The organism is Candidatus Poriferisodalis sp. (genome assembly GCF_965214215.1).
Taxonomy (GTDB): Bacteria; Actinomycetota; Acidimicrobiia; order Acidimicrobiales; family Poriferisodalaceae; genus Poriferisodalis.
Genome location: NZ_CBDCBD010000003.1, coordinates 1334040 through 1360485, shown reverse-complemented (window position 1 = coordinate 1360485; position 26446 = coordinate 1334040). Strand labels below are relative to the sequence as shown.

Here is a 26446-nt window from a genome sequence, read left to right as displayed (position 1 = left end):
GGCGTGTCGCAGTTCGAAGTTGCAGTTGTCGGGCGGGGTCTGATCGGGAGCGCTGCCGCCCGGCACCTGGCGGAGGCCGGGCGTTCGGTGGCGCTGATCGGGCCTGGTGAACCGGCGGATTATGCGACGTCGTCGGGTCCGTTCGCGAGCCACTACGACGAGGGGCGCATCACCCGGATGATCGATCCCGATCCTGCGTGGTCGCACCTGGCGATCCGTTCGATCGGCAGGTACGCAGACATCGAGGAGCGCTCCGGCATCTCGTTCCATTCCGGTGCCGGGCTCGTCTACTCCCCCGCAGATCCCCAAGCGGATCTTGCTCACGCCCGCAAGCTTGACGTCGACGCACGTGAAATCAGCGCGGCTGAGGTCGCAGAGCGCTTCGGGATCGACATGTCGAGCGCGGACACAATCATCCTCGAAGCTGCGCCGGCGGGCCACATCAACCCACGACGGATGATCGCGGCGCAAAGCAAACTGACGGCCGCAGCGGGCGGGACGGTCGTGGATGCGCCGGTGTCCGCAGCTGTGTCGACACCAGACGGCGTGCAACTCACCGTCGAGAACGACACGCTCGTGGCCGAGGGCGTGCTGTTGTGCACCGGCGCCTGGGCGGCCGAGCTCGTCGGAGTCGACTTGCCGCTCGAGCGCAGCCTGCGGACGATCCTGATGGCCGAACTCGGCGAGGGCCCGACGCTGCCGAGCTTCATCTCGCGGACGGACCCGGCCACGTGCGAGGCAGACCCCCGCCACGACGTCTACTGGGTTCCGCCCGTTCGATTCCCGGACGGTCGGGTCATGCTGAAGATCGGCGGTTACGACCCCGCCGCCACCATGGCCGACGATGTCGCCACCGTGGTCGACTGGTTCCGCAGCGGCGGGAGCCAGGCCGAAGCAGACGATCTCGAGAGCCGGCTGCGTGAATTCCTCCCCGAGCGCACGATCCGTTCAGGCGACATCAAGCCCTGCGTCGTCACGAATACCCCGCACGCCTTGCCCTGGATCGACTGGGTCGACGATCACGTCGCCGTCGCGGTCGGCGGCTGCGGCTCAGCAGCTAAGTCCGCCGATGAGATCGGGCGGTTGGCGGGGACGCTGTTCACCGAAGGCGGCTGGAACGACCCGGTGCTGGAGCTTGCGTCGTTCCGGCCTTCGAACACTTGAGGAGACGAAGCGGCTGACAGAGCGCCGCCGGTGAGAGCGATTCGGTCAGGAACGCAGCACCGCCGGCTCCATCAACTCAAGGCGGTTGCCGAAGGGGTCGTCCACGTAGACACGGTGGTAGCCCTCGAGCGGTTCGTCGTCTCGGACGGTGATCCCCGCTGCCCCCAACCGCTCGACTAGGGCCGCGAGGCCATCCACCTTCAGTGCTGGGTGCGCCTTGCGTGCCGGCCGAAACGGGTCCTCGACACCGAGATGAATCTTGACGGTGTCGCTCTCAAACCAGCAGCCCCCACGGACCTCCAGATGCGGCGGCTTTGGCACCCGCTGTACGCCAAGCAACCCCTGATAGAACGCCTGCGCCTCGGCTTCACGGCCGGATGGCATCGCAAGTTGAACGTGGTCGATGCCCACGACGCTCATCGGGCGGCCCTCGCAATAGTTCCGCTCGCCACACGGCTTTTGCCGGTGGCAGGGTTCGAATGAGCCATGCTGCAATCCTGCCGACTGTGGCGACAGATCGGCATCGGGTGTCAGACTCGAACGGCCGAGACGCGAGGGCGCAGCGAGGAGACGACACCGGTCAGACGATCCACGTCGACGGCGGTTGGAGCGCCTGATCACCCGGGGCAACCCGCGCCGAGTTGACATGACGCTGGTCATGGTGGAGCCGCCGCCCGAAGAGACGCCCTAAATCAGCTGCGGACGGCGGCAGCGGTCTGCTCGTGCTGCGGTCGTCGCGTCGCCCGCCGCATCCCGGTGTAGGTGAAGAAGGTGACCGCCACCAGCGCGATGCCGAACAGAGCGTTCGCATAGTTCACGCCGCGGTACTGGAACGTCTCGTACAGGGCGCCCGAGCTGAGCCCAGCCAGCGCACCCGCGCCGAGCATCGCGAAGTCGCCCACGCCCTGCACCGACACTCGCTGATGGATCGGGTACAGCTCCACCAGCAGGCTCGACGCGGCGACCACGCCGAAACACCATCCCAGCCCGATCAAGAAATTTCCCATGAACACGCCGAGGACGCCCTCGGGCGGTGTCACCGCCGCCCACCACGCACCCCACGTGCAGAGCCCTCCCGCGACATACAGCATCGGGTACTTGCCGACCGAGTCGGTGAGGCGGCCCACGAGGGGCGACAGGAGATACATGCCCAAGATGTGGAATCCCATCATGTGACCGATGACGTTCTGGGACTGGTCGCCTTCATTCATGTGCAACGGTGTAAGCGCCATGACGCCGACCATCGTCACCTGCGAAACAATCATGGCGAACACGGCGAGACGTGCCTGTCTCTGCTGCATGATCAGCGAGATCGCCTGACGCACAGTCGGCCGAGCCTCGGCCTTGCGGGTCCCGTTGGCAACACCCTCGGCCGCCAGCTCGTTGGCCATGTGCAGCGGGTCTGGGCGCAGGAAGACCTCCACGATCGCCGCTGCCAGCAGGAACATCACCCCGGCGAACACGTACGAGCCGGTTTTGTCGGGCAAGCCGATCGAGACGCCGACCTCGCTCGCATAACCCGACACGACAGATCCGGTGTAGGAACCGAATGTGGTCGCCCACACGATCATGCTGATGGTGCTGGCGCGCCGGTTCTCCTGTGCCAAGTCCGACGCTGCGTAGCGAGTCGCCAAGTTGGCGGCGTTGCCGGCGCCGGCACCGAACACGCCCAGGCACAGCAGCGGGTAGCTGAGCAGGATCGCTCCCAGCACCGCCAGCGTCGCGCCCCCCGCACCCACCAGGTATCCGAATCGCAGGCCCGACCGGCGGCCGTACTTGTTCATGAGCTTTGACATCGGGGCGGCGACCGAGGCAGAGCCGATGGACAGGCTGCTCGCCGCGATCGTCGCCAGCGTGGAGCTGCCGGTGATGTCCTCGGCCAGCAGCGCACTCACGATGTAGGTGGCGACCAGACCGAAGCCGCCGGCGGCCTGACTGGCGATAAGCACGATGACCGTGCGCTTTTGGACGCGCTCCTGATCCGCACGGGTGTACGCGGAGGCGCGCTCCACTGCGAAAACGGCGTCCCCCGGCATCGGCACAGCTTGGCCCACAAAGACGCTGCGTGCACGACTGCGCGGAACGCAGGTCGATCGGCTGAACAGGCTGGCCGCGCCACCGGCCGCTCGGGCGCGGAGCGCCCGCTGTGGGTCTTGCGTACAGTCCCGCAGATGCACGTCGGCATCACACCCATCAACTCGGCCGCCTATCTCGACCCCGGGTACCTGCGGTCCTTCGCGCAGCAGCTCGAGGAGCTCGGCTACGAATCGGTGTGGACGTTCGAGCACGTCATCGTGCCGTACGACTACGAGAGCCGGTACCCCTACAACCCCAGCGGCAAGCTGGGCCTCCCCACCGACACAGGATTCACCGACCCGTTCATCGCCCTGACGTTCGTCGCCGGGGCAACGCAGCGGCTCCGGCTCGGCACCGGCGTCAACATCGTCACCCAAGCCAATGCGCTCTACTTCGCCAAGCAGGCGTCGTCGCTCGACCACCTGTCGGGCGGGCGGCTCGAACTGGGCATCGGCGTGGGCTGGCTGGAAGAGGAATTCGACGCGCTCGGTGTGCCCTTCGATCGGCGAGGCGCCCGCGCGGATGAGTACATCGACGCCATGACCGCCGCTTGGTCCGGCGAGGATGTGGACTTCGTGGGCGAGTTCCTGAACTGGACCGGGTTCTCGATGCTGCCGACGCCTGCGCAGCGGCCCCGCATGCCGTTGCTCATCGGCGGCACGACACCGCCTGCCATTCGCCGCCTAGTGGCCCGAGGCGACGGCTGGTATGTGATCCACAAGGACCTCGACGACTTCAAGCGCCTGGTCGGCGAGATGCACGCCGAATGCGACCGCCAAGGCCGCGACCCTGCCGAACTGGCGCTGACCGCCTACTGGAACTACCACCGCGAGGGGCTCGCAGGGTTCGAGATCTACCGCGACCACGGCGTCGAACGGCTGCTGGTCAACACCGCTGCGCTGCGCATGGGCAGGCCCGAAGACGCGATCGCGCAGTTCGCCGACGAAGCGCTGCCGGCCTGCAACGAGGCCTAAGGGGTCACGCGCGACCGCTGCGGCGGCTATGGCATCTGTGCTTGCCGGCCCAGGTTCCGATGGGTCGACGACATCTCAGGCTTGCTGATTCATTCGCCGATGGAGATGCGGATGCTGCCCGCCGGGTGCAGCGAGCAGTAGCTATTGAACGCTGCTGCCTCGCCGAATGTGTGCTCGGAGGTTTCGCCCGGCCCGACCTCGAAGGGGCCGATGGTGTGCTTCACCGAGTCGCGGTTCACGATGATCAGCAGGTCGCGCAGCTTGAAGTCCAACTCGTCTGGGACGATCTCGACGTCCTCGCCGGCGGCCAAGCGCTCCGCCGTGCCGGGCGGGATGTCAATGGTGTACGCCTCGCCATCGGGCTGATCGACAAGGCGCGACGCCGCAACGGGGATCGCCGCTATCAGCAGCCCTCCCACCAGGTACAGCAGAAGCGTCCGCTGGTTCGGCCAGCCGACTTCTCGATGGCGACGCGCAGATGGCTCGGTCTCGGCCTTGTCTCGGCCGTCAGGATTGGCGTGGCCGCCGATGGCCTTTTCTTCGCCGCCGGGCGTCGAGTCGTGTCCTGACGGGTCCTCGCTGCGGGGACTCACGCGACCATCCTCGCAGGCGCGCTCATCGGGCGATGCCGCTCAGTCGTCGGACCAATTCCTCTCGTTCTGGTCGAAGTAGCTGCGCACGGCGGTACGGGAGCTCTCGCTCTTGCCCATGTAGCCGACGGCGATGTGGTCGAGGTGGTTGATTGCTCGGCCCAGCGGCATCGCCTGTGCGTTGATCGACGCCTTCGACGACGTGACGGGCACCGGCGGCTGGTTGACGATCGCCGCGGCGAGGCGCTCGGCAGCAGGCACCAATTCGTCGTCACCAGACACCGTCTCGGTGAAGAACCCCCACGAGTCCAGCTCCTCCACGCCGTAGGTGCGCCCGAGGATCAGCATCTCCTTGGCCCGGTGCGGACCGACCAGGTTCACCAGTGCCGGCACCGAATGCCACGTCAGGTTGAACCCGATGCTGACCTCGTTGAGGGTGAGGCTCATCGACGGGCTGCCGATACGGAAGTCGCACGCGGCGGGCAGCACCCCTCCGCCGCCGATCATGTACCCGTGACACAGGCAGATCGTGATCGCGTTGAGGTGCATCAGGGTGTCGTACATGCGAGCACCCTGCTTGGAGCCCAGCATCGCGTCGAGGCTGGTGCCGCGCGCCTGCTTGAGATCCGCGCCCGAGGAAAGGCTGCGGCCTTCGCCGCGCACGATCACCACCCGCACGCTGGGGTCCGCGTCGAGCGCGAGGCACGCAGCGTGAACATCAGCGACCAGCTGGGAGTTGACAGCGTTGTGCACCTCTGGCCGGTTCAGCACGAGGTGCCGCACCGCACCATCGCCGTCCACCCGCACCGTCTCAAGTTCCAACGACATGCCCGCTCCCCCGCTCCCGAGATCCATACGCGGCAGTTTGACACGCGCCGACCGCCAGGCGTTCAGAGACCACGCCGGGAGGAATGAGTTGGAAGGAATGAGACTGCGAGCAGATCGCGAACTGGGCGAAGTCGAGGCGATCAGCCGACTCAGAGATCGAATCCCATCAAGTCGCCGAAATCGCCGACGATCTCGTCGGCCGGAGGCGCCTCGATGCTGATATCGGCGTCGTAGTCGTAGAAGTTGACCGTTTGGCCGAGTTCGGGAAGCTCATCACCCAGATCAGCCGACTCACCGGTGAAAGCGCCCATGAGGTCGCCGAGGAGGGCGGCAAGGTCGATGCCCATTCGGCGCATCAGCCCATCGGAATCCACCCAGAAACTCACGGTCAGTTCAACGGGCAGCAAGTCGCTTACCAAGAAATCGGTCAGGTCCTCGTCTCCGACGATGGCACCTGCTGAAGGGTCCTGCTCGATCAGCGCAGAGAGGTCGATCGAGACGTCGATTCGAGTCGTCGAGGTGCCACCGAGGTCTTCGGTGCCAACAATCTCGGCGCCGGTCGCGGCATCGAGCAGACCGGACATGTCATCGGGGAACTCGCATCCCCCCTCAGTCCCGAGCTGCCCCAAGATCGCTGTCGGGCACACCGGACCCACCACGTCGACGGCTTCAGGTCCGACGGTGAACCAGCCCTCGGGCGGCAGACGAACGGTCGAAAAATCCCGTATCTCAGGCGGGACGACGACACGAACGAAGCTCTCGGCGCTCACCGACCGGTATTCCAGAGCGATTCCTGCAGTCGAAGCATCGTCGGGCGCGTCGGGGTCCAGGGCCACCTCGCCGTCGAGTTCAATGAACGCTGAGACATCGCCCTGCGCATCGGCTTCGAAGCGCAGGGAAAGGGGCGGAACATCTTCGCCGGGCTCGGGGAGCATCAGCGTCATGTCGCCGCGGACGGATCGACCCAAGCTCGTCTCCACGCTGGCGCGCAGCAGATCCAAGGCATCAGACGACGACGCAGCGGTCGGAAGCGCAGTCGAGGGCGGCGGCGGTGCCGCAGTTGTGGGTGACACGGTGGTCGGGGGCGCTGCGGTCGTAGCCGGTGCAGCGCTCGCCTGCGTTGCGGCACCTTCCCCGTCCCCGTTGGTGGCGTCACCACTGCATGCAGCGGCGATCAGCGCCGCTGCCGCCATGGCTGCCGCGAATCTCGCCCTGCGAGCCTTCACGTTCATCATCTCCTTGCCGGTGCGGCAGCGTCGTCTGCTGGGCACCGCAGATGTCAACCGGCCTGCGTCGAGTGTGACACAGGTTCCTGTCCGCTCAAAGTCACTTTTCGCGGCATTGCCGGTGGAACAGCGACCTCGTGCCGACGCCGAGCGCTATGCCGTGGAGATCGGATCCGCGACCAGGCCCGGGAATCCCAGCTTCTCGAGCCACTCGCCGAACTCGCCGATGATCTCGTCGGCGGGCGGCGCCTCAATGGTGATATCGGCACCGAAGTCGTAGAAGTCCATCACGACGATCACCGTCGGCACCTCGTCGATCTCCTCACCGAGCTCTTCGCCCAACGCCTCGAGATTCGGAGTGACGTCCATACTCATGCGATGCACCCGCAGGTCGTCGTCAACCCACAGCTCTAGGGGAAGTTCGCTGGGCATCATGGCAACGACCAGGTCCATGAAGCCCTCGACGGAGCCGTCATCCAAGGCCTCTTCCATGAGCGACTTGAAGTCGAGTGCCGATTGGACTCTGATCGTCTCAACACCGCGCACGGATTCACGTCCGACGATGGCCGCCTCGAGCACGAAGTCCGTCATCCCAGAGAGATCGTTGGGCGGCACACACGCCTCGCTGTCGAGTACGGAACCCGGTACCGGAGGCCCGCAGCTGACGCCGAACAACTCCATAGTTTCGCGTCCCATCGTCATCCAGCCGTCGGGAATCTCGATTTCCGATTCGCCGAGTTGCTCGTCAGGGATAGAGAGCCGGATGTACCCGACACCATCGACGTCGAGCACCTCATGGGAACTCAGAGAACCCGGGTCTCCCGGTACCAACTGCTGGAATGTAGTGGTGCGCGTATTGCCGTACGCGTCGATCTCATACTCGGCCGTGTTGCTGCCGGCATCGCCCATGTCGGTGGTGGCGCTCGCTCGGCTCGACTCGCTGACCTGAAGGCTCATGGCTGCGAGGACGAGCTCTCGAGCGGTGAGCTCTGATGGATCTGGTCTGTCCACGCCGGCCAGACCGTCAGCCTGGTTGCCAGCAATCACTCGTTGATCGGACGATGGTCCGCACGCGCTCAGCGTCAGTACTGCTGCGACGATGAGGACCGTCAGCAGTTTCTGCTTCGACCGCCGTTGCGTGGGTCGCATCTTCATCGAGTTCCCTTGCACCGCATTGCTGTATGCCTCCACCAGATATTGCCAGATTGCGGAAGGGTTTCTACAGGCTCGCGGCGGCGTCAAGAATCAGGCGTTTCAGCTTCGCTGCCGCCTCGTTCCATGCCGTGGGCCGCAGCGGATGAGGCTTCGGGCGACGGCTCACGTCGAGCACGACGGACTGCCGCAGACCTCGGCGGCGGCGTGCTCGGCAGGCGTACCGTCCGCCTCGGCGCAATGCGTGCGCGGTGACAGTCAGGCCGCATGAGCATTCGATCACGCCGACGGCCGAGCGCACACTTTGATGGCCGCCGCTCACGGGGCGACCGTCTCGGCCTCGATGGTCGTTACAGCGGTGGGCAACGCTGCGAGATGCGTCAGCCGGTCGGCTGCCGTCGAACGGCGCTCGCGGCGCCAGGATCGCCAACGCCCCGCGGGTGTCGCCGCTGTCGACCGCGACGGCGAGCAGCCTGTCCAACGCGACCGCGTCGGCGGCGGCGTCAGTATCGGCGTTGATGGTGCCCGCGTCGACCTCGGCGAAAATACGACACGCGGCATGACGGGTGACGCCGAGCTCGTCGGCGATCACGCGCTCTGAAGCACAGTCAGCACGCAAGGCAGCAGCACGTGCCTGCAGCCGCTAAGCATCAACGGTCATGCACACAAACTGCACAACCAACGGTCGCAGCAATGCAACCAACGGGCGCGCAGCCGTCCTGCGACCTCACCCCACGGCCGAACGCGCTCAGCGGCCGCCCGTGCAAGTGCCAGCGTTCCGGGCGGCGGTGATGTCACGGTCAGGCAGATGTCAGTCGGTGAAGCAGACCTCCGGATCGTAGACCTTGTCGCCGTAGTCCTCCAGCCGACCGCCCGGGAGGGCGATCACAGTCGGGTGCCATTCGCCGAAGATCTTGATTTCGATTCGCAGCCTGCGATAGCCGCATGCCTTCAGCGCTTCGGCCGCAGCCGCCGAGCCGGCCACGACGGCACCGTTGTTGGCTGGAATCGTGCGAACCGTGCGAGGCGTGTTGGGAGGCTCCCGGTAACCAATCTCGAAGGTGTCCCACACGATGGTTGGTGTGAGCCGAATGGCGTCGATGGGGTAGGAGGCATGGCCATCCCAGTCCACCGTCGGGTTGAAAATACCGACGTGCACGGGGAGCGTTACATCGTTGTAGCCGAGGGACAGGACAAAAGGAGTGCGGCAGGCGTTTTGGTGGAAGTCGCGTTCGAAGCGTTCTGGGGTGGTGCCGAAGGCTGTTTGGAAGCGTTGTTGGTGGGTGCCGGGGGTGGTCCAGTAGTCGGTGATTGCGGCCCAGCCGTGTTGGTCGGCGAGTTCGGTGAAGGCGAGTTCGCCGGCACGGTACACCGATTGTGAGAATTGGCCGGGTCCCATGCGTGAGAGGTCGTTGTTCTCGCCGAGCGGATTACCGCACAGCTCGCGTTCGCCGCGGGCGTCGCCGGGTGAGTATTTGTGGGCGATGTATTCGGCGAAGCCTTCGACGACCCACTCCGGGAAGTTGTGGAGGTTGTCTGTGGCGTGCTGGTAGACGTGGGTGTATTCGTGTGCGAGCAGGTCGCCCTGGAGCTGTGCGGGCGAGTCGGTGTAGTGGATGGTGTCGCCGACGGCGCACGCCGCCGCGAAGCCTCCGCATGCGCCCGATGAGAAGGTGACCGGGACGGGTTCGCCGAGGCCGATCTGGGCGAACCAGTCCTGTATGTGGGTGACGCGTTCCTCGGGGGTGCGGCCGGTGGCTGTGGTGGCCGGCGGGGCGATCCGGACGCTGCTGCGGGCTGCTGTGGCTATGAGGCTGCCGGCGCGGTCGCCGACGTCGGCGGCTGTGTGCCAGCGGTCGGCTCCGGCGATGCGGGCTGCGATGTCTTTGCCGGCGAGCTTCGCGGCGGGGACTGCTTTGAGGCCGCCGACGACGAACACTGCGGCCGCTGTGTCGAGGCGTGCTTTTTGGGCGGCGGGCAGCCCAGTGTCGCTGCGGTTGCCTGCGAGCACTACGCAGTCGGTGCCCAGCGCGCCGGCGAGGGTGACGGCGCTGTAGAGGTCCGACTGGGCTGCGGCGTCGGAAGCGGCGACGACTGCGGGCTTGGCGGTGCAGTCGGTGCGCCACGGCGGGGCGGGCCAGCCGGCTTCGGGCACGGCGGTGGCCAGGTCGGGCAGCAGGGCGCGGTACCAGCCGTCCTCGGCGATCAGAGCTGCGGCAGCGCCGACTCTCGCGGCGGTGCGCCACCGGTCCGTTCCGGCGATGCGCACGGCGATGTCGTAGCCGGCGAGCTTGACGTCAGGCACCGCCGATTCGCCGCCGACGACATAGATGTAGAAGCCTGCCGCGTCGAGGCGTGCCTGCTGGGCGGCGGGCAGCCGTGGGTCGCCGCGGTCGCCTGCGAGCACTACGCAGTCGGTACCCAGGATGCCGGCCAGGGTGACGGCGCTGTAGAGGTCGGACTGGGCTGCGGCGTCGGACGCGGCCACCACCGCCGCGTCGGAGCTGTCGCACTGCGAGGCTGTCCACGGCTGGGAGCCCGCCACGAACGCGCTGCTGCCGGTCTGGGCTACGGCGGGCGGCACAGCGGCCAGAGTCGCCGCCGCCCACACCGCCACCGCCAACAACAACACCCGACGCGTCGCTGTGAACCCCAAAACCGACAGATCAGCCATCGCCCCGACAGTAGAGAAAGGGACGGCCCGCGGCGCTCATGGCGCGAGCGCGCTCGTCGGCAGCGGTGCGCTGAAGGCGCTGCGAGCAGCCGCCAGCGCCTCGGCCGTCGGGCGCGGGCCGACGTTCACGGCCACGGGCAGCCGTCGACGGTGAGCCGTCAGCGGTCAGCGTCGAGCGTGTCGGCGGCCCATTCGGCGGGGGTTCGTCCGACTTTGCGGCCGTTGCATGCGGCGCAGGTCAGCACGAGGTTCGCCGCGCCGTCGATGTCGCCGCCGTAGTCGGCCTACAGGGGGTGGGGGCCGGGGTCCATGCCGAGGCGGGTGCGGCCGTAGGCCTCGCCGATCGTGTCGAGATCGGCGACTTGGTGCTGACTGGCCATGGTCGCGTCGCGGAATGCCTGCTGCAGGCGGCTGCCGTCGAACACGGCTCGCCCGCCAGCGGCGGTGGTGACGCGGTCGAGCGCCCGACGGCATAGCTCGATGGCGTAGCTGCCCTGATACTTCGCCTGGGCTCGCAGCTCTTTGGAATCGGCGCCCTCGGCGGCTTGGCGCAACAGCCCGAGGGTGTCGTCGATTAGCAGTTCGGCCGAACGCACCTCGGTGTTGGCCGCCGCCAGGCGCATGTGCAGGCCTGGGCGCTTGGACTTCGACGACCCCAGGTATCGATCGTCCTGCACGCCGAAACGCTCGGCGGCATCGTCGAGGCCGGCCCTAGCGAGCCCGAGCGTGGTCGCTGCGACATGCACGGCCAGCCCGGGCAAGATCGGCGTGCGGTAGACGCTGGTGCGGTGCCGGCTTGACCACGGCGAGCGGCCGCCGAGCAGCTCGCCCGAGTCGATCATGCGGTACGTCGGCACGAAGGCCTGCTCCGCGACCACGTCGCACGAGCCGGTGCCACGCAGGCCGATCGGATGCCAGTTGTCGTCGACAGCGATGTCGTCGCGGGGGATGACCACGTGCAGCAGACGGGGGCGCTCGCCCGGTGCGACCACTTGGGAGCCGAGCAGGAACCACTCGCCCCAGATCGCGCCGCTGGTAAACGGCCAGCGTCCGTCGATGAGCCAGCCGCCGTCGCACTCGGTTGCACAGCCGGCCGGGGCCAGCGAGCCGGGCACGATGGTGTCGGGATCTGCCCCGTAAACCTCGTCCTGCAATTCCTCGGTCATCGAGCCCAACATCCAGCTGTGCCCAACGAGCACCATCAGCACCCACGCCGCGGCGCCGTCGTAGAGGGCGGCCTCGCGCACATTGGCGACCATGTCGGCGAATTCCCGTTCGTCGCCCCCGGCTCGCTCGGGCACGAGCAGGCGCAGCGCGCCTGAGTCGCGCAGTGCCCCCAGCGCCCCGTCGGCGAGACGACGGTGCTCTTCGTTCCAAGCTGCGTGGTCGGCCAGCACGGCACCGGTGCGCTCGTCGATGCGCAGGTCTCGGCCCGAGCTGTCGGACCCGTTCGAGCCATTCGAACCCGTCACTTCATCAGCCGTCATCTCACCATTCCTACTGCACTTCGCATGACGACTTCCCATAACGACTGCCTGGGTCGCCTCGTTGGCTCGCTCTGGTGGAATCGCCGGCCCTACTTCACTATTCCGGCGGTGCGGAGTTCAGCGATGCTGTCTGGCGTCATGCCGAGCTCGGCAAGAATCGCGTCGGTGTCGGCGCCGCGCTCGACGGCGGGACGCAGCTCGGGCGTGCCGGCGGCGAAGAGCGCTGCGGGGCGGTTCTGGCGGATCCGACCGACGATGGGGTGGTCGACCTCGCGGATCACCCCCGTGTGCTGAACCTGGACGTCGTTCGCGACCTCGTCGGGCCGCAGCGCCGGCGCAACAGGCACGTCGGCAGCGATGAGCCGCTCGACAATGTCGTCGCGGGCCACATCAGCCACCACCTCGCCGAGAGCGTCGAGCATCTCGCTGAAGTGAGCGGCCCTCGACCCTCCTTCAGCGAAGCGAGGGTCGGTCAGCAGGTCGGGCCGGTCGAACGCATCGGCCACGCCCTTCCATTGCCCGTCAGTGAGCGGCATGACCGCCACATGGCCGTCCCGGCAGCGCAGCAGCTTGTAGCCGTACAGCGGGTTGGGCCGGTGGTCGGCGTCGTCGGCCAGCACGACCTGCTCCATCATCGAGTCGGGCCACATGAAGCTGACTGCGGCGTCCAGCAGGGACAGCTCGACATGCTCGCCCACACCGGATCGCTCCCGATTGAACAGCGCCGCACACACCGCCTGGGTCCAGGTGAGCGAGGTGACCTTGTCGGGAACGAAGCTCCTCACGAACTGCGGTTCGTCGTCGCCGCCCTGCACGGCGGCGATCCCGGTCCAAGCCTGGATGACGGCATCGTAGGCAGGCCGGTTCGAATACGGCCCGTCGCGGCCGAAGCCGCTGATCGACACGTAGATGATGCTCGGGTTGCGCTTGCGCACATCGGCTTCGCCGATGCCGAGCCGATCAGCTACACCGGGGCGGTACGCCTGCACGAACACATCGGCAGTCGCCAGCAGATCAGCCATGGCCTCACGGCCCGCTTCGGAGGCGATGTCCATGCACAGCGATCGCTTACCGGCGTTGAGGTTGGCGAACCAGCCCGACATGCCGCCCCGACTCGACCCGAACATGCGCAACGGGTCGCCGACGACCGTGTCCTCCACCTTGATGACCTCGGCGCCTTGAGAGGCCAGCAGGTGGGTGCCGCCGGGAGCGGCAATGAAGGTCGCTATCTCGACGACGCGGATGCCTGCGAGGGGCCCCGCTGCTGTCGGGCCGGTCACACCGTGTCGGCTCAGGCGGGCTTGCCGCCGCGTGTTCGCACAGGCGACCACGCAAAGAACCGGACGCTTCGAGTGCCGACGGCGTTCAGACCCCCGAAAGAAATGAGACCGACGGCGTTCAGCCCGCCGAATGAGATGACGCCGATGCTGTTGAGACCGCCGATCGAGACGATCCCGATGGCGTTCGTCCCGCCGATGGCGACGATGCCGATGGCGTTCCATCCACCGAAGGCAACGACACCCATGCCGTTGGCGGCGCCCGCAGCGAGGACCCCTGCATCGGTCCTGGACACGTCGTCGAGCAGGCCCCATTGCGTCAGGGCGAACATGAGAGTCACGCCACCGACGAGCAACAGACCCCACAATAAGGTGAGCCCTCGCATCTGGAGGCGCTCGAACTTGCCGGGTTCGTCAGCCATCGCACGGCTCCTTCTCGACGGGGCCTACAAGAAGCAACGCTAACCCATCGTCGCTGTGTGGCCCGACCTACATTGACGATCAGGCATTGACGGCCAGCGAAGACGAGCGCCGGGCCTGACGGTGCGACGTGGGAGCAGGCGACGTGGGAGCAGGCATGGACATCTTGGTCATCGGCGGGACCGGTCCGACCGGGCCCCACATCGTGAACGGTCTCGTTGACCGCGGTCACACCGTGACGATCCTGCACACGGGACGCCACGAGGTCGACACCATTCCTGCGCACCTCGAGCACATCCACACTGATCCGTTTGACCCCGACGCGTTCCGGTCTTCGATCGAGGGCCGCACCTTCGACGTCGTATTCGCCATGTACGGCCGGCTGCGGGCGATTGTTCAAGTGCTCAAAGGCCGGACACCACGGTTGTTCTCGATCGGCGGCGTGCCCATCTACAGCGGGTTCTCCGAGCCTGCCATCGAGTTTCCCGAAGGCATGCCCGTACCCACCCACGAGAGCGACAGGCTGATCAGTGACGAGCGCTCGGGGCCCAAGCCGCTCAAGATCGCCCAGTCAGAGGAGCTGACGTTCTCGCTGCACCCCGACGCCACCCACTTCCGGTACCCCTACATCTACGGACCCAACCAGGTGCTGCCCCGTGAGTGGACACTCGTCAAGCGGGCTCTGGACGGCCGGCAACAGATCATCGTGCCCGACGGCGGCCTCACGGTGATGACGTCGGCGTTTGTTGAGAACGCCACGTCGGCGGTGCTGCTGGCGGTGGATCACATCGACACCTCGGCGGGCGAGATCTACAACGTGGGCGACGATCTGCAGTTCACCTATGCGCAGATCGCGCAGATCGTCGGCGATGAGCTCGGCAATCCATTCGAGCTCGTCTCGGTGCCGTGGGACCTGGCGGCGACTGCCGGGCCGTTCCTCCACAATCACTCGTCGACGCATCGCATCCTCAGCACTGAGAAGATCCGCCAGCAGCTCGGCTACCGCGACCACGTGCACCCCGAAGAAGGGCTGCGACGCACGGTGCGCTGGCAGGCGGAGAATCTGCCCGCCAACGAGGATGTGGCGGTTCGGCTTCAGGACCCGTTCGACTACGCCGCCGAGGACGCTTTGATCGCTGCGACTCAGCGCTACGCGAGCGACGTCGGCCGCATCGAGTGGGAGCACACGCCGGGCTGGAGCTTCGGTTACTACGGACCGCACGAGAATCCCGGAGGGCGCCGCGGGAGCTTCCGAGCCTGAGCTTGGTTCTACTGACGCCCTGCTGATCGTCCGGGATTGATCGCGCGGCCTCCGCAGCGGGGCGCGAGACTGCTCGTTGCGAATCGGTTGGGCGGCGAGCGGGGGAAGCGTGACGGCGACGATTGCTGAGCTGGCGGCGGGCTACCGGGATGGATCACGGTCTCCGGTCGAGGCCACGCAGGAGTGCTTGGCGGCGATCGCCTCGCTGGACGGGCGCGTCGGCGCTTGGCAGGCGGTCTATGGGGACGAGGCCCGAGCGGCGGCCGAGGCTGCCGAGGTTGCGCTGGACCTGGCGGCGGGCGAGCCGGTGGGGCCGTTCTGGGGGGTGCCGTTCGCACTCAAGGACATCGTGGACGTCGAGGGTCGGGTGACCACGGCGGGATCTGCTGCGTGGGCCGACCGGATTTCGCCGATGACGGGCACGGTTGCTCGGCGGCTGCTGGAGGCCGGCGGGATCCTGCTGGGCAAGACCAAGACGGTCGAGTTCGCCATGGGCGGCTGGGGCACCAACCAGCACATGGGCACGCCGTGGAATCCGTGGGATGCTGACGTGGCGCGCACACCGGGCGGCTCGTCGTCGGGGTCGGGCGCGGCGGTGGCGGCGGGCATGGCGCCGTGCGCAGTGGGAACTGATACAGGCGGCTCGGTGCGGCTGCCGGCGGCGCTGTGCGGGATCGTCGGGCTGAAGACCACCGAGGGCCTGCTGCCGATCGACGGGATCGTTCCCCTGTCGCACACGCTGGACACGCCTGGGCCGCTGGCTCGCTCGGTGCTCGACGCCGCGCTGATGTTCGATGCCATGTTGGGCACGCCGCCCGCCGAGGTTGAGCGGGACTGGCTGGCAGGGGCCGGTCGGTATGGGGCGCTGCGGGCGGCTGCGGACGGCGGCCTGGGCGGGCGGCGCATCGGGTGCTTGAGCGATGCCGAGCGTGCAGGTGTGGAGGCTGACCAGCTCGCTGCTTACGACGCCGCGCTCGAGGTGCTGGCTGGACTCGGTGCCGAGTTGGCAGTGTTCGACCCGCCGACGTCGTTTGAGGAGATGAAGAACACCCGCTTCCTGATCGTGACCGCTGAGTCGTACCACTACTACGGCGAGCTCATGGAGGATCCGAGTTCCAAGGTGGACGAGCGGGTGAGGGCGAGGGTGCTGCCGGGGGCGGGGATTTCGGCGAGCGCCTACATCGAAGCGATGTTGCGGCGACGCACAGATCTGGCCGAGTTTGCGGCGGCCTTCGAGGGCTTCGACGCGATGGTGACACCGACCACGCCGATGCTGCCGATGCCGGTGGACGAGGCCGACGAGACGAACACCCCGGCACTGTTCACCCGTGCGGCCAACTTCTTGGCGTTGTGCTCGACGACGGTGCCGTCGGGCGTGTCGGGGCCCGGATTGGCAACCGGATCGCCGGGCGGCCTGCCGACGTCGATCCAGTTCATGTGCCGTGGCGGCGACGAGACGCGGTCGCTGAGCTTGGCGGCCGCGTATGAGGCTGCCCGGGGGGCGATGCCGAATCCGCCGCTGTGGGCCGGCGGCTGAGACGTACCTCGCTGTCGCTGACGCCCGCGGGCAGCCTGCACTGTTCGTGGTAGGCATGCAGCCGCGGCTCGGTGCTCAGCGCATCTCGACGCCGCCGCAGCGAATACCACCAAGGAGCGACGACCATGGGCAAGGCGACGGTGATCGGCAGTTTCACGTGCCAAGACGGCAAGGCCGACGAGATGGAAGCCGTGCTGGCTTCGATGGTCGAAGCGGCCAAGGACGAGCCCGGCGTGGAGATCTACTCGTACCACCGCGGCGAGGGAAACCAGTTCTGGTTCTTCGCCTTGATGAACGACGCCGAGTCGATGCAACACCACGGCCAGACGCCTGCCATGCAGGAGGCGATGGCTGCGTTCGGCCCGCTGATGGGTTCGCCCCCGCAGATGCAGATGACCGCGCCGATCGCTGCAATCGGTCTGGATCTCTAGATCCCTCACCTGAGATATCCCGCCGTCGCCGACGCGGGATGCAGCTGGGTCGTTGCCTTCTTCGCCGGCAGGCGGCGAGAGGCCCAGGTCAGATCCTCATGGCCAGACTGCGACGAGGCGCGACAGAGCGCACCCGCCGGGCGGCCATAGGGTGGGCGGCGTGCTGGCGGTGCTGATTCTGTTGCTCCTCTCGGTGCCGCTGGTGGAGCTGTTCGTCATCGTGCAGGTGGCGGGCGGGCTGGGCGCTGGGCAGACCATCTTGCTGCTGGTGGTGGTGTCGGTCGTGGGAGCTTGGATGGTGCGGCGCTCGGGGCTCGGCGTGCTGAATCAGATCCGCACTCGCTTGTCTCAAGGCGAGATCCCCGGCAACGAGCTCGTCGACGGACTGCTGATCCTGCTCGCCGGAGCATTCATGCTGACGCCCGGCTTTCTGACCGATGCCGTCGGGCTTGCGATGCTCTTCCCGCCGACCCGCAAAGCCGTACGCTCGATACTCGTGCGCCGTTACGCCAAGCGAGTCGACATCGCTGGCTGGTCGGGTGCACAGGGCGGTCCTGGCGGTCCTCGTCGCTTCGGCGCCCCCCTCGACGCCGAGAGCTTCACGAAGGACACCGATGACCGGACCGACTGACTTTCCAGAACCCCCTGGCATGGGACCTCCGCCAAACGAGGGCCTGATAGCGCTGAAGGATCGACTTCCCCTCGGCATTGCGCTGCTGGCACTCGCGGTAGCGATCGCAGCGCTGGTGGTTGCCGTCGGCGACTCCGACAGCGACGATGAGGGCGATGCGCCTGAAGCCACCGCCACTACTTCGGCACCCTTGGCGACGACGCCAGCCCCGATGCCCACCACGACCATCGGCACGGTCCAGACACTGCCGCCCACGCCCACAACGGCGGCCGACCAGCAGATCGTTACCGCCACAACAGTCCCCGAGGTCGAGGTCGAAGACGGCGCAGCGCAACGCTTGATCTTTGCTGTCGTGGGCATCGGCTACGACAGCACGCTGAACGTGCGCGATGAGCCGGGAGGCCAGATCGTCGCCAAGCTCGACTCGACGGACACCGGAGTCGTTCCGACTGGCACGATCCAAGTGGTCACCGGGGTGTCCTGGCACGAAGTGCACGCAGCCGGCGTTGTCGGCTGGGTCAGCGGCGAGTACGTGACCCCGTTGGGTGCCACCGTCGACGCGACAACCGAGATCGCGGGACGCCTCGGCGAGACGCCCAGCGCCGCCAACTTGGCAGCCTTGGGTCGGACCGTCGCAGGTGCTGTCGCATCCGATGAGCCCGAGTCGCGGGTGAGGATCTCGGGTGAGCCGACCGTGGGCGAGCTCAGCGAGGTCACGATGGATGTCGTCGGTCAGCCTGACGACTCGATCCGTGGATTCCGGCTGCACATATTCGCGACCCGCAACAGCGACGGAACGTTCACGCTGCGCAACGTTGAGGGCACCATGATGTGCTACATCGAACGAGGCGTCAACGCCCAGGGCATCTGCAACTAGCGAAGGTCCGGCTCACGGGCGCAGCCGGTGTACCTGTAGCGGTCAGGCGCAGTCCGGCTCACGGGCGCAGCCGGTGTTCCTGTAGCGGTCAGGCGCAGTCCGGCATCTCGGCGGTGCCGTAGCTCTCGTCCACCACGCCTTCGGTGAAGAACGCCTCCCACCACAAGCCGTTGGGATCGGTCACCCAGGACTTGTGCTGGAGCTGGTAGCCGCACACCAAGTCGTTCTGGTCGGAACGAGGCAACTCCGCTGAGTCGATATGGGAGCGCAGGTCGGTGAGTTCGTCGTGCGTCTCCACCTGGATGCCGTAGTGGGCCGAGCCGGGTGGTCCGTCGCCGTGGGTGTCCAGCGAGAAGTTGACCTGGGGGTCCTCGAGCATCCACTTGGCGTAGTCGGGGCGCCGCAGCGTGGGTTCGCAGCCGAAGAGCCGGGTGTAGAACTCGACCGACTCGCCGAGGTCGTCGACCTGCAAACCGATGTGCATGCGCCGCATGGTCCGAACGTTACGGCACCCTGCGACGTTCTGTCTGCCCGGTCTTGCAAACCAGCTGCACCAACTGCCTGCGGCAAGCTGGTGACGCCGACCGGCCGAAACACGGCGTTGCGTCAGTCGCCCCCGAGCGTTGGCCTGCTGTGCCGTGCCGAAGAGCACAGCTGTGCCAACGGCTGCGCCAGTGGGCCGTCGGCGCAGCTGCGGCAGACTGCTCGCCGTTGGAACCGGCTTCCCGAGCTGAGCACTCCAGTCGGATGCTGAGATTCGCCGTCGTCCCGGCAGCGAGCAGGAGACCACCATGTCCATTGCGATCGTCAACACGTTCGATTCGAGCCAGCGCAGCGACTCGGCAGAAATCCGGCTCTACTACGAGACCCACGGCGACCCCGCCGACCCGGCGCTGCTGCTGGTGAACGGGTACTCCTCGCAAATCATCGGGTGGCATCCCGGCTTCCGGGAACAGCTCGCCGAACGGGGGCGGTTCGTCGTGAGCTTCGACAATCGTGATGTGGGCCTGTCAACGCACCTGGACGGGATCGAGGTGGATCTCGCCGCAGTGAGCAAGGCCGCCGTCAAGGCTGCGGCCGCTGGCGAGCCCATGCCGCCTGTGCCGTACACGCTGTCCGACTTCGCCGATGATGCCGTGGGGCTGCTTGACCACCTAGGCGTCGGAGCGGCGCACATTGCCGGCATGTCGATGGGCGGGATGATCGTGCAGCAGATGGCCATCGACCATCCCGACCGGGTGCTGTCGATGACGTCGATCATGTCCACGACCGGCGAGCCTGGCTACTTCGAGGCCACGCCCGAAGCCATGGCGGCACTGATGACACCGCCGCCGGCCGACCGCGAGGGGTACATCGCCGCCAGCGTGGCCTTCCGCAAGGTCAGCTCGAGCCGGCGCTACTTCGATCCCGATCGGGCTGCCGAGATGGTGGCCGCTTCCTACGACCGCATGTACTACCCCGAGGGCCTCCCCCGGCAGATGGCGGCCGTGCGCTGCTCGCCGCCGCGGGCCGATGCGCTTCGCCGGCTGGCGGTGCCGACGCTGGTGATCCATGGCCGGGACGACACGCTGATCCAGCCGAACGGCGGGGAGCGCACCGCCGAGCTGGTACCCAGCGCCGACCTGCTGCTGGTGGGCGACATGGGCCACGATCTGCCCGAACCGCGGTGGCCGATGCTGATTGACGCGATCATCAGCCACACTGCTCACGCCGGCCCACATGAGTGAGACGACACCATGAAGCTCTTGGCCTTTGCCGCCTCCAACGCCAGCCATTCGATCAACCGGCAGCTCGTGGACTACGCCGTCGGGCTCCTTGCCGACGGGCAGATCGAGGGCGTGCCGGCCGGCGCGCTGGAGATCAGCTCACTCGACCTGAACGACTTCGAGATGCCGATCTACAGCATCGATCGGCAGAACGCTGACGGCATCCCGCAGCCGGCGCACGACTTCTACAACCTGCTCGGTGCGGCGGATGCGCTGCTGATCTCGTTCGCTGAGCACAACGGCTCGTACACCGTCGCGTACAAGAACGTCTTCGACTGGGCGTCACGGATCGACATGCGGGTGTACCACGACAAGCCGATCGTGATGCTGTCCACGTCGCCGGGCGGCGGCGGGGGCGGATTCGTGCTGCGGACTGCGGGTCATCTGGCCGGGTACTTCGGCAACGAGGTGCTCGCCAGCCTCGCTGTTCCACGATTCGGCGAGAACTTCGACACCGAGGCGGACAGGCTGACCGATCCCGACCTCGATGTACAGCTGCGTGAGGCCCTCGCCACGCTGGCGGGAGTGTTGACCGGATGCGCCGACAACCCTGATTCGTAAGGCGCCGCGTCGTCGGTACGGTGCACTATGCCCAAGCCGCCGAGCGCTCATGACTGACGCCGCTGTTCTCATCGCGGGTGCGGGGCCGGCGGGACTGTCGATGGCGATCCTGCTCGGGCGCATGGGGCTGGAGACCATCGTCGTGGAGCGTCGCAGTGGCGTGAATCCCCATCCTCGGGCCCGGTCGATCAACGTGCGCACCGCCGAGCTGATGCGCCAGTGGGGGGTGCTCGACGAGATGGTGGAGGTGAGCCTGCCGCTGCGGTGGACCGAGCAATTCGTGTACTGCGAGACCTTGGCGGGCGATGAGATCGGCCGGGTGACGACCAACGTCCAGCCGGTTGTAGACGGTGTGGAGCTCTCGCCGGCGCCGTGGCTGCTGACCTCGCAGGACCGGATCGAGGAGATCCTGCTCCGCCACCTCGGTGGCATGAGCGAAGTGCAGATCTATTGGGACACCGAATTCGTCGATGTCGCTCAAGACGGCGAGCAGGTGACAGTTGATGTGCGCGGCCCATCGGGCACCCGGCACCTCACGGCTCGCTGGCTGGTGGGTGCCGACGGGGCTGCATCGAGAGTGCGACGCAGCCTCGACATTGACATGGCTGGCATCGCCAGCTTCGGGACGATGATCAACTGCCAGTTCTACGCCGACCTCGGACCGTGGACCGATCATCGTCCCGCTGCCTTGTACTGGACCACCAACCCGGCGCGGAATGTCTTCCAGAAGATCGATGTCAACGATCGGTGGCTGTGCCAGCTCAACTACGACCCGTCGATGCACCGGCCGGAAGACTTCGACGTCGACACGGCAACGGAGTGGATCCGGCGGTCGATCGGGCCGGAGCTTCCTGACGGCTTTGACCTTCGGGTCACCGATGTCATCCCGTGGGTGATGTCCTCGATGGTGGCTGAGAGGTTCTCCGACGGGCAGGTGTTCCTGGTCGGCGATGCGGCTCACCAGCTCCCGCCGACTGGCGGATTCGGCATGAACACGGCAATCCAGGACGCCCACAACCTGGCGTGGAAGCTCGCCGCGGTGGCGGGGGGTCACGGTGGCGCTGCGCTGCTCGATACCTATGGAATCGAACGGGCGCCCGTCGCGCAGTACAACGCAGATCGGTCCCGTGAGAACTCCCGCAGTGTCGGGCGGATCCGGCGGCTGGTCGAATCGGGCACGGCGACCGTCGAGCAGAAGCGCGAGGCCCTCGGGGCTTCGACGCAATACGGGAGCTGGCTCGGCATGGATCTGGGGCTGCAATACGACGAGGGGTGCCTCATTCCTGATGGGACTGAGCCTCCGCAGGTGGATGACCCGGTGTCGGTCTATTCGCCGATCGCCCGGCCGGGTCACCGTGCTCCCCATGTCTGGATCGACGGGGCGACGTCGACGCTGGATCTCTTCGACACGCACTTCGTTCTGCTGTGCGGGCCTGACGTCGACGCCGAGGCCGACACTGAGAACGAGCCCGGGACCGTTGAGACCGGCACTGTGGCTGACGCCGAGCTCGTGGCTGAAGACGTCGGCCGCAGCGGACACCCGGCACTGCGGTTGCTGCGGCTCGGTGTCGATCTCCACGATCCGGGCGGACGGATCGCTGATGTCTACGGCATCGACCGCAATGGAGCCGTGCTGGTGCGGCCGGACGGCCACGTCGCCTGGCGAGATCTGCACGCAACGGCCACTTCAGCGATAGCGGCGCTCAACACGCTGCTCAAGCAGGCTTAGCCAAGCGCCGACCGAACCAGCTCAGACTGGACCGGGAGCTAGGGCTCCCACAGGAGCGTGTCTGCCATGAACTGGCTCCAGGCGAACCAGAACGACTGGTGGCCTTCGACCCGATTGCCGTCCGCGTCGACGGCACGCACCCCGCCGCCGTCGAGCTGCAGCGTGACACCGGCGAGCTCGACGGTCCCGCCTGCCTCGAGTTCGGCCCTGGCAGCTTCGACCCCGAAGGCGACCGGGCTGCCGTCGTCGAGCACGACGCCGAAGACCTGGTCTTGGACGCTGAGTCGCTCGTCGACATCGCCGACCGGGAAGATCGGCCCGTTGTCGTCCCGCCCGCCCAGCGGGTTGAACGGGTAGCTGCGCCCGATCCCGCCATCGGAGGCGATGATCGTCGTGTCGGGATGGGCGGCCTTCCACTCGCCCCAGGTGGTGGTGACCACGGTGGTCTGGGGCAGCACGACGCCTCGCTCGCGCAGCGGGCCCGAGATGGCCCTGCCCGTGAAGGTGTTGAACACCGACTTGGTGACGAGGTCGTACATGACCTTGTTCGACCGTGAGAGCAAGCCCGAAGTCCGCAGCACCGGGGTGGTCACACCGTCGGGCACTTCGGCGGTCAGGTACGCCTGGGCGGCACCGCACAGCGTGCAGTACGGCATGCCGATGCGTTGGCCCCCGAGGGTGTCGTTGATCATCTCGTGGATTTCCATGATGTGGCGGGGGTATGCCCGGGCTTCGCCGCCGAGCACGACGGCGAACACGATGCCGTCGTCTGGGTACCACGAGCCGCCATCGGCATCGGTGACGCCGGGGTTGTCGAGGGCGGGGATGCAGCCTTGGGGGCACGGGCGGGGGTCGCCGAGCTCTCGGTTGTCGATCAGCACCCCGCCCCAGCTCACGATGCGCCAGTCGATGTCGGAGTCGGTGTCGTCGAAGAACGGCTGCCAGCCGGGCTCGACCAGCGTGAACAGCCGCTGCTTGTACTCGGGGTAGCCCTCGAAGACGGGCAGATCCCAGGCGAGCAGGTGATCGGTCACCGATTGCCATGGGCTGCGGCGGGCCACGGGGTCGTCGAACAGCCTGACGCCGGTCAGCGACTGGAAGGCCGAGACGGCCCCTTCGGTGAGTTCGCCGGGAGGGACGAACCTGAGCAAATCGGCGACGATCCAGGCGAGTCTCGGGTCGTCCGTTCGGCCCAGTTGGGCGACGGCGTCGCCGTCGATGCCGCCCCGCTGCAAACCGGACCAGATCATGTTGAGGTCGTTGAGCACGGTGCGTTGCAGCGGGCCGGTCGGCACCTCAGGTGCGGGAGGGAACGTGTAGCCGAGGAAGTTGCGCAGCTTCCCGGTGTCGCGTGGATCTCGGACGACAGCGTCGGAATCGGTATCGGGGGCCGTCGTCGTGCCGGCAGCGTCGGGTTGTGCCGTCGCCGCGGGGGAATCATCGGGAGCATCCTGTGCCCGGGCCGCCGTCTGACCGCCCGCCGACTCAGCCGTTCCTGACTCTGAAGCAGGGGCCGACGTCGGCGCAGTCGTCTCGGTGGCGGCGCAGGCGGCTGCCAGCAGCGCGGTCCCGATCAGCAGGGCGCCGACCCGGGACTGCACGACGCCACCTTATGACGCCGCACGCCGCACGTTGCCTCACCCGCTGACGCGCTCTGCCACGCGCCTTCCACGTAGCGCAGGGCGTCCGGTTGCGCCGGTGGGCGCCAGTAACCAGAGTCCGGCGACGTGCGAACCGCCCCCTAGTCGTTCTTCATGGCGCAGGCGCTTTCGTGGACGGCGTAGACGCAGTCCTTTGCGGCGATCCTACGGTGCTCCATCGAACCGGCTAGCCCGCCCTCGGTACGCTCGCCCATGGGGGATACTGGCGCCGTCGACAGCATCGGCACTGACGGCCGGGACACCCCGGGAGGTTGCCCGATGTTCCGATTGACGTCGCTGGATCACATCGTGCTGCGGGTCTCCGACGTCGAGCGGAGCATGGACTTCTATGGCTCAGTGTTGGGCTGTGGCGTCGAGCATGTCAACGCCGAGATCGGCCTGTATCAGATGCGAGCCGGCGATTCCATCATCGACCTCGTCGATGTCGCGGGTGTGCTCGGCCTACAGGGCGGCCCGCCGCCGAGTCCGACGGCACACAACGTCGATCACTTCTGCGTCCGGATCGAGCCCTTCGACGAGGACGAACTGCGCCGGTATCTCACCGGCCACGGCGTCGAGGCCGGCCGCCTGTACAACAACTGGGGCGCCGACGGACGCGGGCCCTCGATGTACATCAAGGACCCCGACGGCAACACAGTCGAGCTCAAGGGCCCCCCGACCCACCCCTACGATCCCGCTGTCGGCTACATCCACGCGCCATAGACCGTTCGCCGAGGGCATCTGAATGGACCGGGCTGCGGAACCGCGCGGGTAGGTACGCCCGCTGTGGAGGCGGCATGAGCCTCTGCGACCGGCGATCCGGCAGGCGAGAGATCTGCACCGCACCGCATCCCTTGGACGGCGTCAGAGACGCATCGCCGTGCATCCGATAGGGAACCGGTCGCAACGTCGCCGAGTCTGCTGCCGCCTACCCAGCTCTGGCATCTGTGCCGACTGGCTCGAGTCCTCAGTGCGCCGGCGAGGGAGGTTCCGCGATCAACCCGCGTGGGAGCACCCGCCTCGGAACTCAAGCCGCGTCGGAACTCAAGCCGCGTCGGAACTCAAGCCGCGTAGGAGCTCAAGCCGCGTGGGAGCACCCGCCTCCGGGCTCAACCCGCCTCCGGGCTCAACTTGCGTCGGGGTTCAACCCGCGTCGGACCACAGCGTGGCTTCATAGCCCGCTTCGAGGTTCTGGTCGATTTCCTCGGGCTCGGCCCGTAGCTCGTGCTGGGAGGCGAGGATCTCCCCCGCGGTGGGCACCTCGCTCTCGGGCCACGTGGAGGTGTCCCAGATATTGGCGCGAATCAAAGCCTTGCCACAGTGCAGGAAGCACTCGTCGACATCGACGACCACGGCCGTCTTGGGCACCCGATCCCCCACAGTCGCTGCAGCGCAGATGTCGGGGTCGGTCGTGAGCGAGGCAGTGCCGTTCACCCGCACGGTGTGGTCGCTGCCGGGCGCGAAGAAGATCAAGCCGACCTGGGGATTGTCCAGGAAGTTCGTGTACGAATCGAGACGGTTGTTGCCGGCAAGGTCGCCGAAGGCCAACTGTGCACCGTCATCGAGCACACGGGCGAATCCGGCAGGCCCGCCGCGGGGCGAGGCGTCAGTCCCACCCGGTCCATGGGTCGCCAGCACGCACAGCGGCGAGAGCGCCAAGAACCGGGCCGACTCAGCATCGATCGCCGACACGTTCTTGTTGGCAACCAGCTTGGACGGCTGGCGATAGATCTCCCGCAGTGCAGTCGTGTCACTGATCTGACTGACTTGTCTGTCCATGGATCCCTCTCTTGAACTCCGTCGCTTGAGTCTCGTCGTTTCGCCTCCGTCGCGTCGGTTCCCAAGCACACTTGCCGCCCGCTGGTTCCACACGTCGATTTCTCGCTTCCGCAGCGTCGGTTCCCGACCACACTTGCCGCCCGCTGGTTCCACACGTCGATTTCTCGCTTCCGCAGCGTCGGTTCCCGACCACACTTGCCGCCCGCTGGTTCCAAACGTCGATTTCTCGCTTCCGCAGCGTCGGTTCCCGACCACACTTGCCGCCCGCTGGTTCCACACGTCGATTTCTCGCTTCCGTCGCGTCGGTTCCCGGCCACACTTGCCGCCCGCTGGTTCCACACGTCGATTTCTCGCTTCCGTCCTCGG

25 protein-coding genes are annotated in these 26446 nt (G+C 67.0%); 11 read left to right on the top strand and 14 right to left on the bottom strand.

What is annotated here, in order from left to right; all coding sequences use genetic code 11:
- Positions 1 to 3 precede the first annotated feature (3 nt).
- Complete coding sequence (locus tag ACOOF5_RS08595) at positions 4 to 1164, top strand: NAD(P)/FAD-dependent oxidoreductase (protein WP_420438163.1); 1161 nt, start codon at positions 4 to 6, stop codon at positions 1162 to 1164.
- A gap of 45 nt (positions 1165 to 1209) precedes the next feature.
- On the opposite strand, the gene ACOOF5_RS08590 is transcribed toward ACOOF5_RS08595, so the two are convergent.
- Both ACOOF5_RS08590 and ACOOF5_RS08585 read right to left on the bottom strand, forming a co-directional pair.
- On the bottom strand, positions 1210 to 1584 hold the full coding sequence (locus ACOOF5_RS08590) for a VOC family protein (RefSeq protein WP_420438161.1): 375 nt from the start codon (positions 1582 to 1584) through the stop codon (positions 1210 to 1212).
- A 272-nt stretch (positions 1585 to 1856) separates the two neighbouring features.
- Entirely contained in the window at positions 1857 to 3200 is a 1344-nt protein-coding gene (locus ACOOF5_RS08585) for an MFS transporter (protein WP_420438159.1), read from the bottom strand.
- 135 nt (positions 3201 to 3335) lie between these two features.
- Between ACOOF5_RS08585 and ACOOF5_RS08580 the strand changes: the two genes are divergently transcribed.
- Entirely contained in the window at positions 3336 to 4214 is an 879-nt protein-coding gene (locus ACOOF5_RS08580; RefSeq protein ID WP_420438157.1) for an LLM class F420-dependent oxidoreductase, read from the top strand.
- A gap of 89 nt (positions 4215 to 4303) precedes the next feature.
- Here ACOOF5_RS08580 and ACOOF5_RS08575 read toward each other — a convergent pair whose 3' ends face one another.
- From ACOOF5_RS08575 to ACOOF5_RS08535, 9 genes are all read right to left on the bottom strand, one after another.
- Complete coding sequence (locus ACOOF5_RS08575) at positions 4304 to 4807, bottom strand: hypothetical protein (protein ID WP_420438155.1); 504 nt, start codon at positions 4805 to 4807, stop codon at positions 4304 to 4306.
- 39 nt (positions 4808 to 4846) lie between these two features.
- Positions 4847 to 5632 (bottom strand): enoyl-CoA hydratase/isomerase family protein, encoded by a 786-nt coding sequence (locus ACOOF5_RS08570; RefSeq protein WP_420438153.1) that lies wholly within the window; start codon positions 5630 to 5632, stop codon positions 4847 to 4849.
- A gap of 149 nt (positions 5633 to 5781) precedes the next feature.
- Positions 5782 to 6864, bottom strand: coding sequence for a hypothetical protein (locus tag ACOOF5_RS08565; RefSeq protein ID WP_420438151.1), 1083 nt, complete (start codon positions 6862 to 6864; stop codon positions 5782 to 5784).
- 147 nt (positions 6865 to 7011) lie between these two features.
- Positions 7012 to 8013, bottom strand: coding sequence for a hypothetical protein (locus ACOOF5_RS08560; RefSeq protein ID WP_420438149.1), 1002 nt, complete (start codon positions 8011 to 8013; stop codon positions 7012 to 7014).
- Positions 8014 to 8077: 64 nt separating this feature from the next.
- Positions 8078 to 8602, bottom strand: a complete 525-nt coding sequence (locus ACOOF5_RS08555; RefSeq protein WP_420438147.1) for a hypothetical protein — start codon at positions 8600 to 8602, stop codon at positions 8078 to 8080.
- 219 nt (positions 8603 to 8821) lie between these two features.
- A complete protein-coding gene (locus ACOOF5_RS08550; protein ID WP_420438145.1) occupies positions 8822 to 10684 on the bottom strand; it encodes a hypothetical protein in 1863 nt (620 codons plus the stop codon).
- Between the two features lie 284 nt (positions 10685 to 10968).
- Complete coding sequence (locus ACOOF5_RS08545) at positions 10969 to 12171, bottom strand: acyl-CoA dehydrogenase family protein (RefSeq protein ID WP_420438143.1); 1203 nt, start codon at positions 12169 to 12171, stop codon at positions 10969 to 10971.
- Positions 12172 to 12260: 89 nt separating this feature from the next.
- The gene (locus tag ACOOF5_RS08540; RefSeq protein ID WP_420438141.1) at positions 12261 to 13451 is read right to left on the bottom strand and encodes a CaiB/BaiF CoA transferase family protein; all 1191 of its coding nucleotides are present in this window, start codon (positions 13449 to 13451) and stop codon (positions 12261 to 12263) included.
- An 11-nt stretch (positions 13452 to 13462) separates the two neighbouring features.
- Positions 13463 to 13870, bottom strand: a complete 408-nt coding sequence (locus ACOOF5_RS08535) for a hypothetical protein (protein ID WP_420438139.1) — start codon at positions 13868 to 13870, stop codon at positions 13463 to 13465.
- A 128-nt stretch (positions 13871 to 13998) separates the two neighbouring features.
- Between ACOOF5_RS08535 and ACOOF5_RS08530 the strand changes: the two genes are divergently transcribed.
- The 5 genes from ACOOF5_RS08530 (at position 13999) to ACOOF5_RS08510 (ending at position 18605) form a co-directional block, all read left to right on the top strand.
- Complete coding sequence (locus ACOOF5_RS08530; RefSeq protein ID WP_420438137.1) at positions 13999 to 15129, top strand: hypothetical protein; 1131 nt, start codon at positions 13999 to 14001, stop codon at positions 15127 to 15129.
- Positions 15130 to 15238: 109 nt separating this feature from the next.
- The gene (locus ACOOF5_RS08525; protein ID WP_420438135.1) at positions 15239 to 16666 is read left to right on the top strand and encodes an amidase; all 1428 of its coding nucleotides are present in this window, start codon (positions 15239 to 15241) and stop codon (positions 16664 to 16666) included.
- A 125-nt stretch (positions 16667 to 16791) separates the two neighbouring features.
- A complete protein-coding gene (locus ACOOF5_RS08520; RefSeq protein WP_420438133.1) occupies positions 16792 to 17097 on the top strand; it encodes a putative quinol monooxygenase in 306 nt (101 codons plus the stop codon).
- Positions 17098 to 17257: 160 nt separating this feature from the next.
- Positions 17258 to 17728: an FxsA family protein gene (locus ACOOF5_RS08515; RefSeq protein ID WP_420438131.1), complete on the top strand. Its 471-nt coding sequence runs from the start codon at positions 17258 to 17260 to the stop codon at positions 17726 to 17728.
- Positions 17712 to 18605: a hypothetical protein gene (locus ACOOF5_RS08510; RefSeq protein WP_420438129.1), complete on the top strand. Its 894-nt coding sequence runs from the start codon at positions 17712 to 17714 to the stop codon at positions 18603 to 18605. Before ACOOF5_RS08515 ends, ACOOF5_RS08510 begins: the two co-directional genes overlap by 17 nt.
- A gap of 88 nt (positions 18606 to 18693) precedes the next feature.
- Here ACOOF5_RS08510 and ACOOF5_RS08505 read toward each other — a convergent pair whose 3' ends face one another.
- Entirely contained in the window at positions 18694 to 19098 is a 405-nt protein-coding gene (locus tag ACOOF5_RS08505; RefSeq protein ID WP_420438127.1) for a VOC family protein, read from the bottom strand.
- A gap of 298 nt (positions 19099 to 19396) precedes the next feature.
- On the opposite strand from ACOOF5_RS08505, the gene ACOOF5_RS08500 reads away from it, so the two are divergent.
- From ACOOF5_RS08500 to ACOOF5_RS08490, 3 genes are read left to right on the top strand one after another with little or no spacing between them, the layout of a single operon-like run.
- The gene (locus tag ACOOF5_RS08500; protein ID WP_420438125.1) at positions 19397 to 20332 is read left to right on the top strand and encodes an alpha/beta fold hydrolase; all 936 of its coding nucleotides are present in this window, start codon (positions 19397 to 19399) and stop codon (positions 20330 to 20332) included.
- 9 nt (positions 20333 to 20341) lie between these two features.
- Complete coding sequence (locus tag ACOOF5_RS08495; protein ID WP_420438123.1) at positions 20342 to 20932, top strand: NADPH-dependent FMN reductase; 591 nt, start codon at positions 20342 to 20344, stop codon at positions 20930 to 20932.
- 49 nt (positions 20933 to 20981) lie between these two features.
- Entirely contained in the window at positions 20982 to 22661 is a 1680-nt protein-coding gene (locus ACOOF5_RS08490; RefSeq protein WP_420438121.1) for an FAD-dependent monooxygenase, read from the top strand.
- Positions 22662 to 22699: 38 nt separating this feature from the next.
- On the opposite strand, the gene ACOOF5_RS08485 is transcribed toward ACOOF5_RS08490, so the two are convergent.
- The gene (locus ACOOF5_RS08485) at positions 22700 to 24262 is read right to left on the bottom strand and encodes a DUF3179 domain-containing (seleno)protein (protein ID WP_420438119.1); all 1563 of its coding nucleotides are present in this window, start codon (positions 24260 to 24262) and stop codon (positions 22700 to 22702) included.
- Positions 24263 to 24580: 318 nt separating this feature from the next.
- Here ACOOF5_RS08485 and ACOOF5_RS08480 point away from each other — a divergent pair, with 318 nt between their 5' ends.
- Complete coding sequence (locus tag ACOOF5_RS08480; RefSeq protein WP_420438117.1) at positions 24581 to 25024, top strand: VOC family protein; 444 nt, start codon at positions 24581 to 24583, stop codon at positions 25022 to 25024.
- Positions 25025 to 25444: 420 nt separating this feature from the next.
- On the opposite strand, the gene ACOOF5_RS08475 is transcribed toward ACOOF5_RS08480, so the two are convergent.
- On the bottom strand, positions 25445 to 26080 hold the full coding sequence (locus ACOOF5_RS08475; protein WP_420438115.1) for an MSMEG_1061 family FMN-dependent PPOX-type flavoprotein: 636 nt from the start codon (positions 26078 to 26080) through the stop codon (positions 25445 to 25447).
- Positions 26081 to 26446 lie beyond the last annotated feature (366 nt).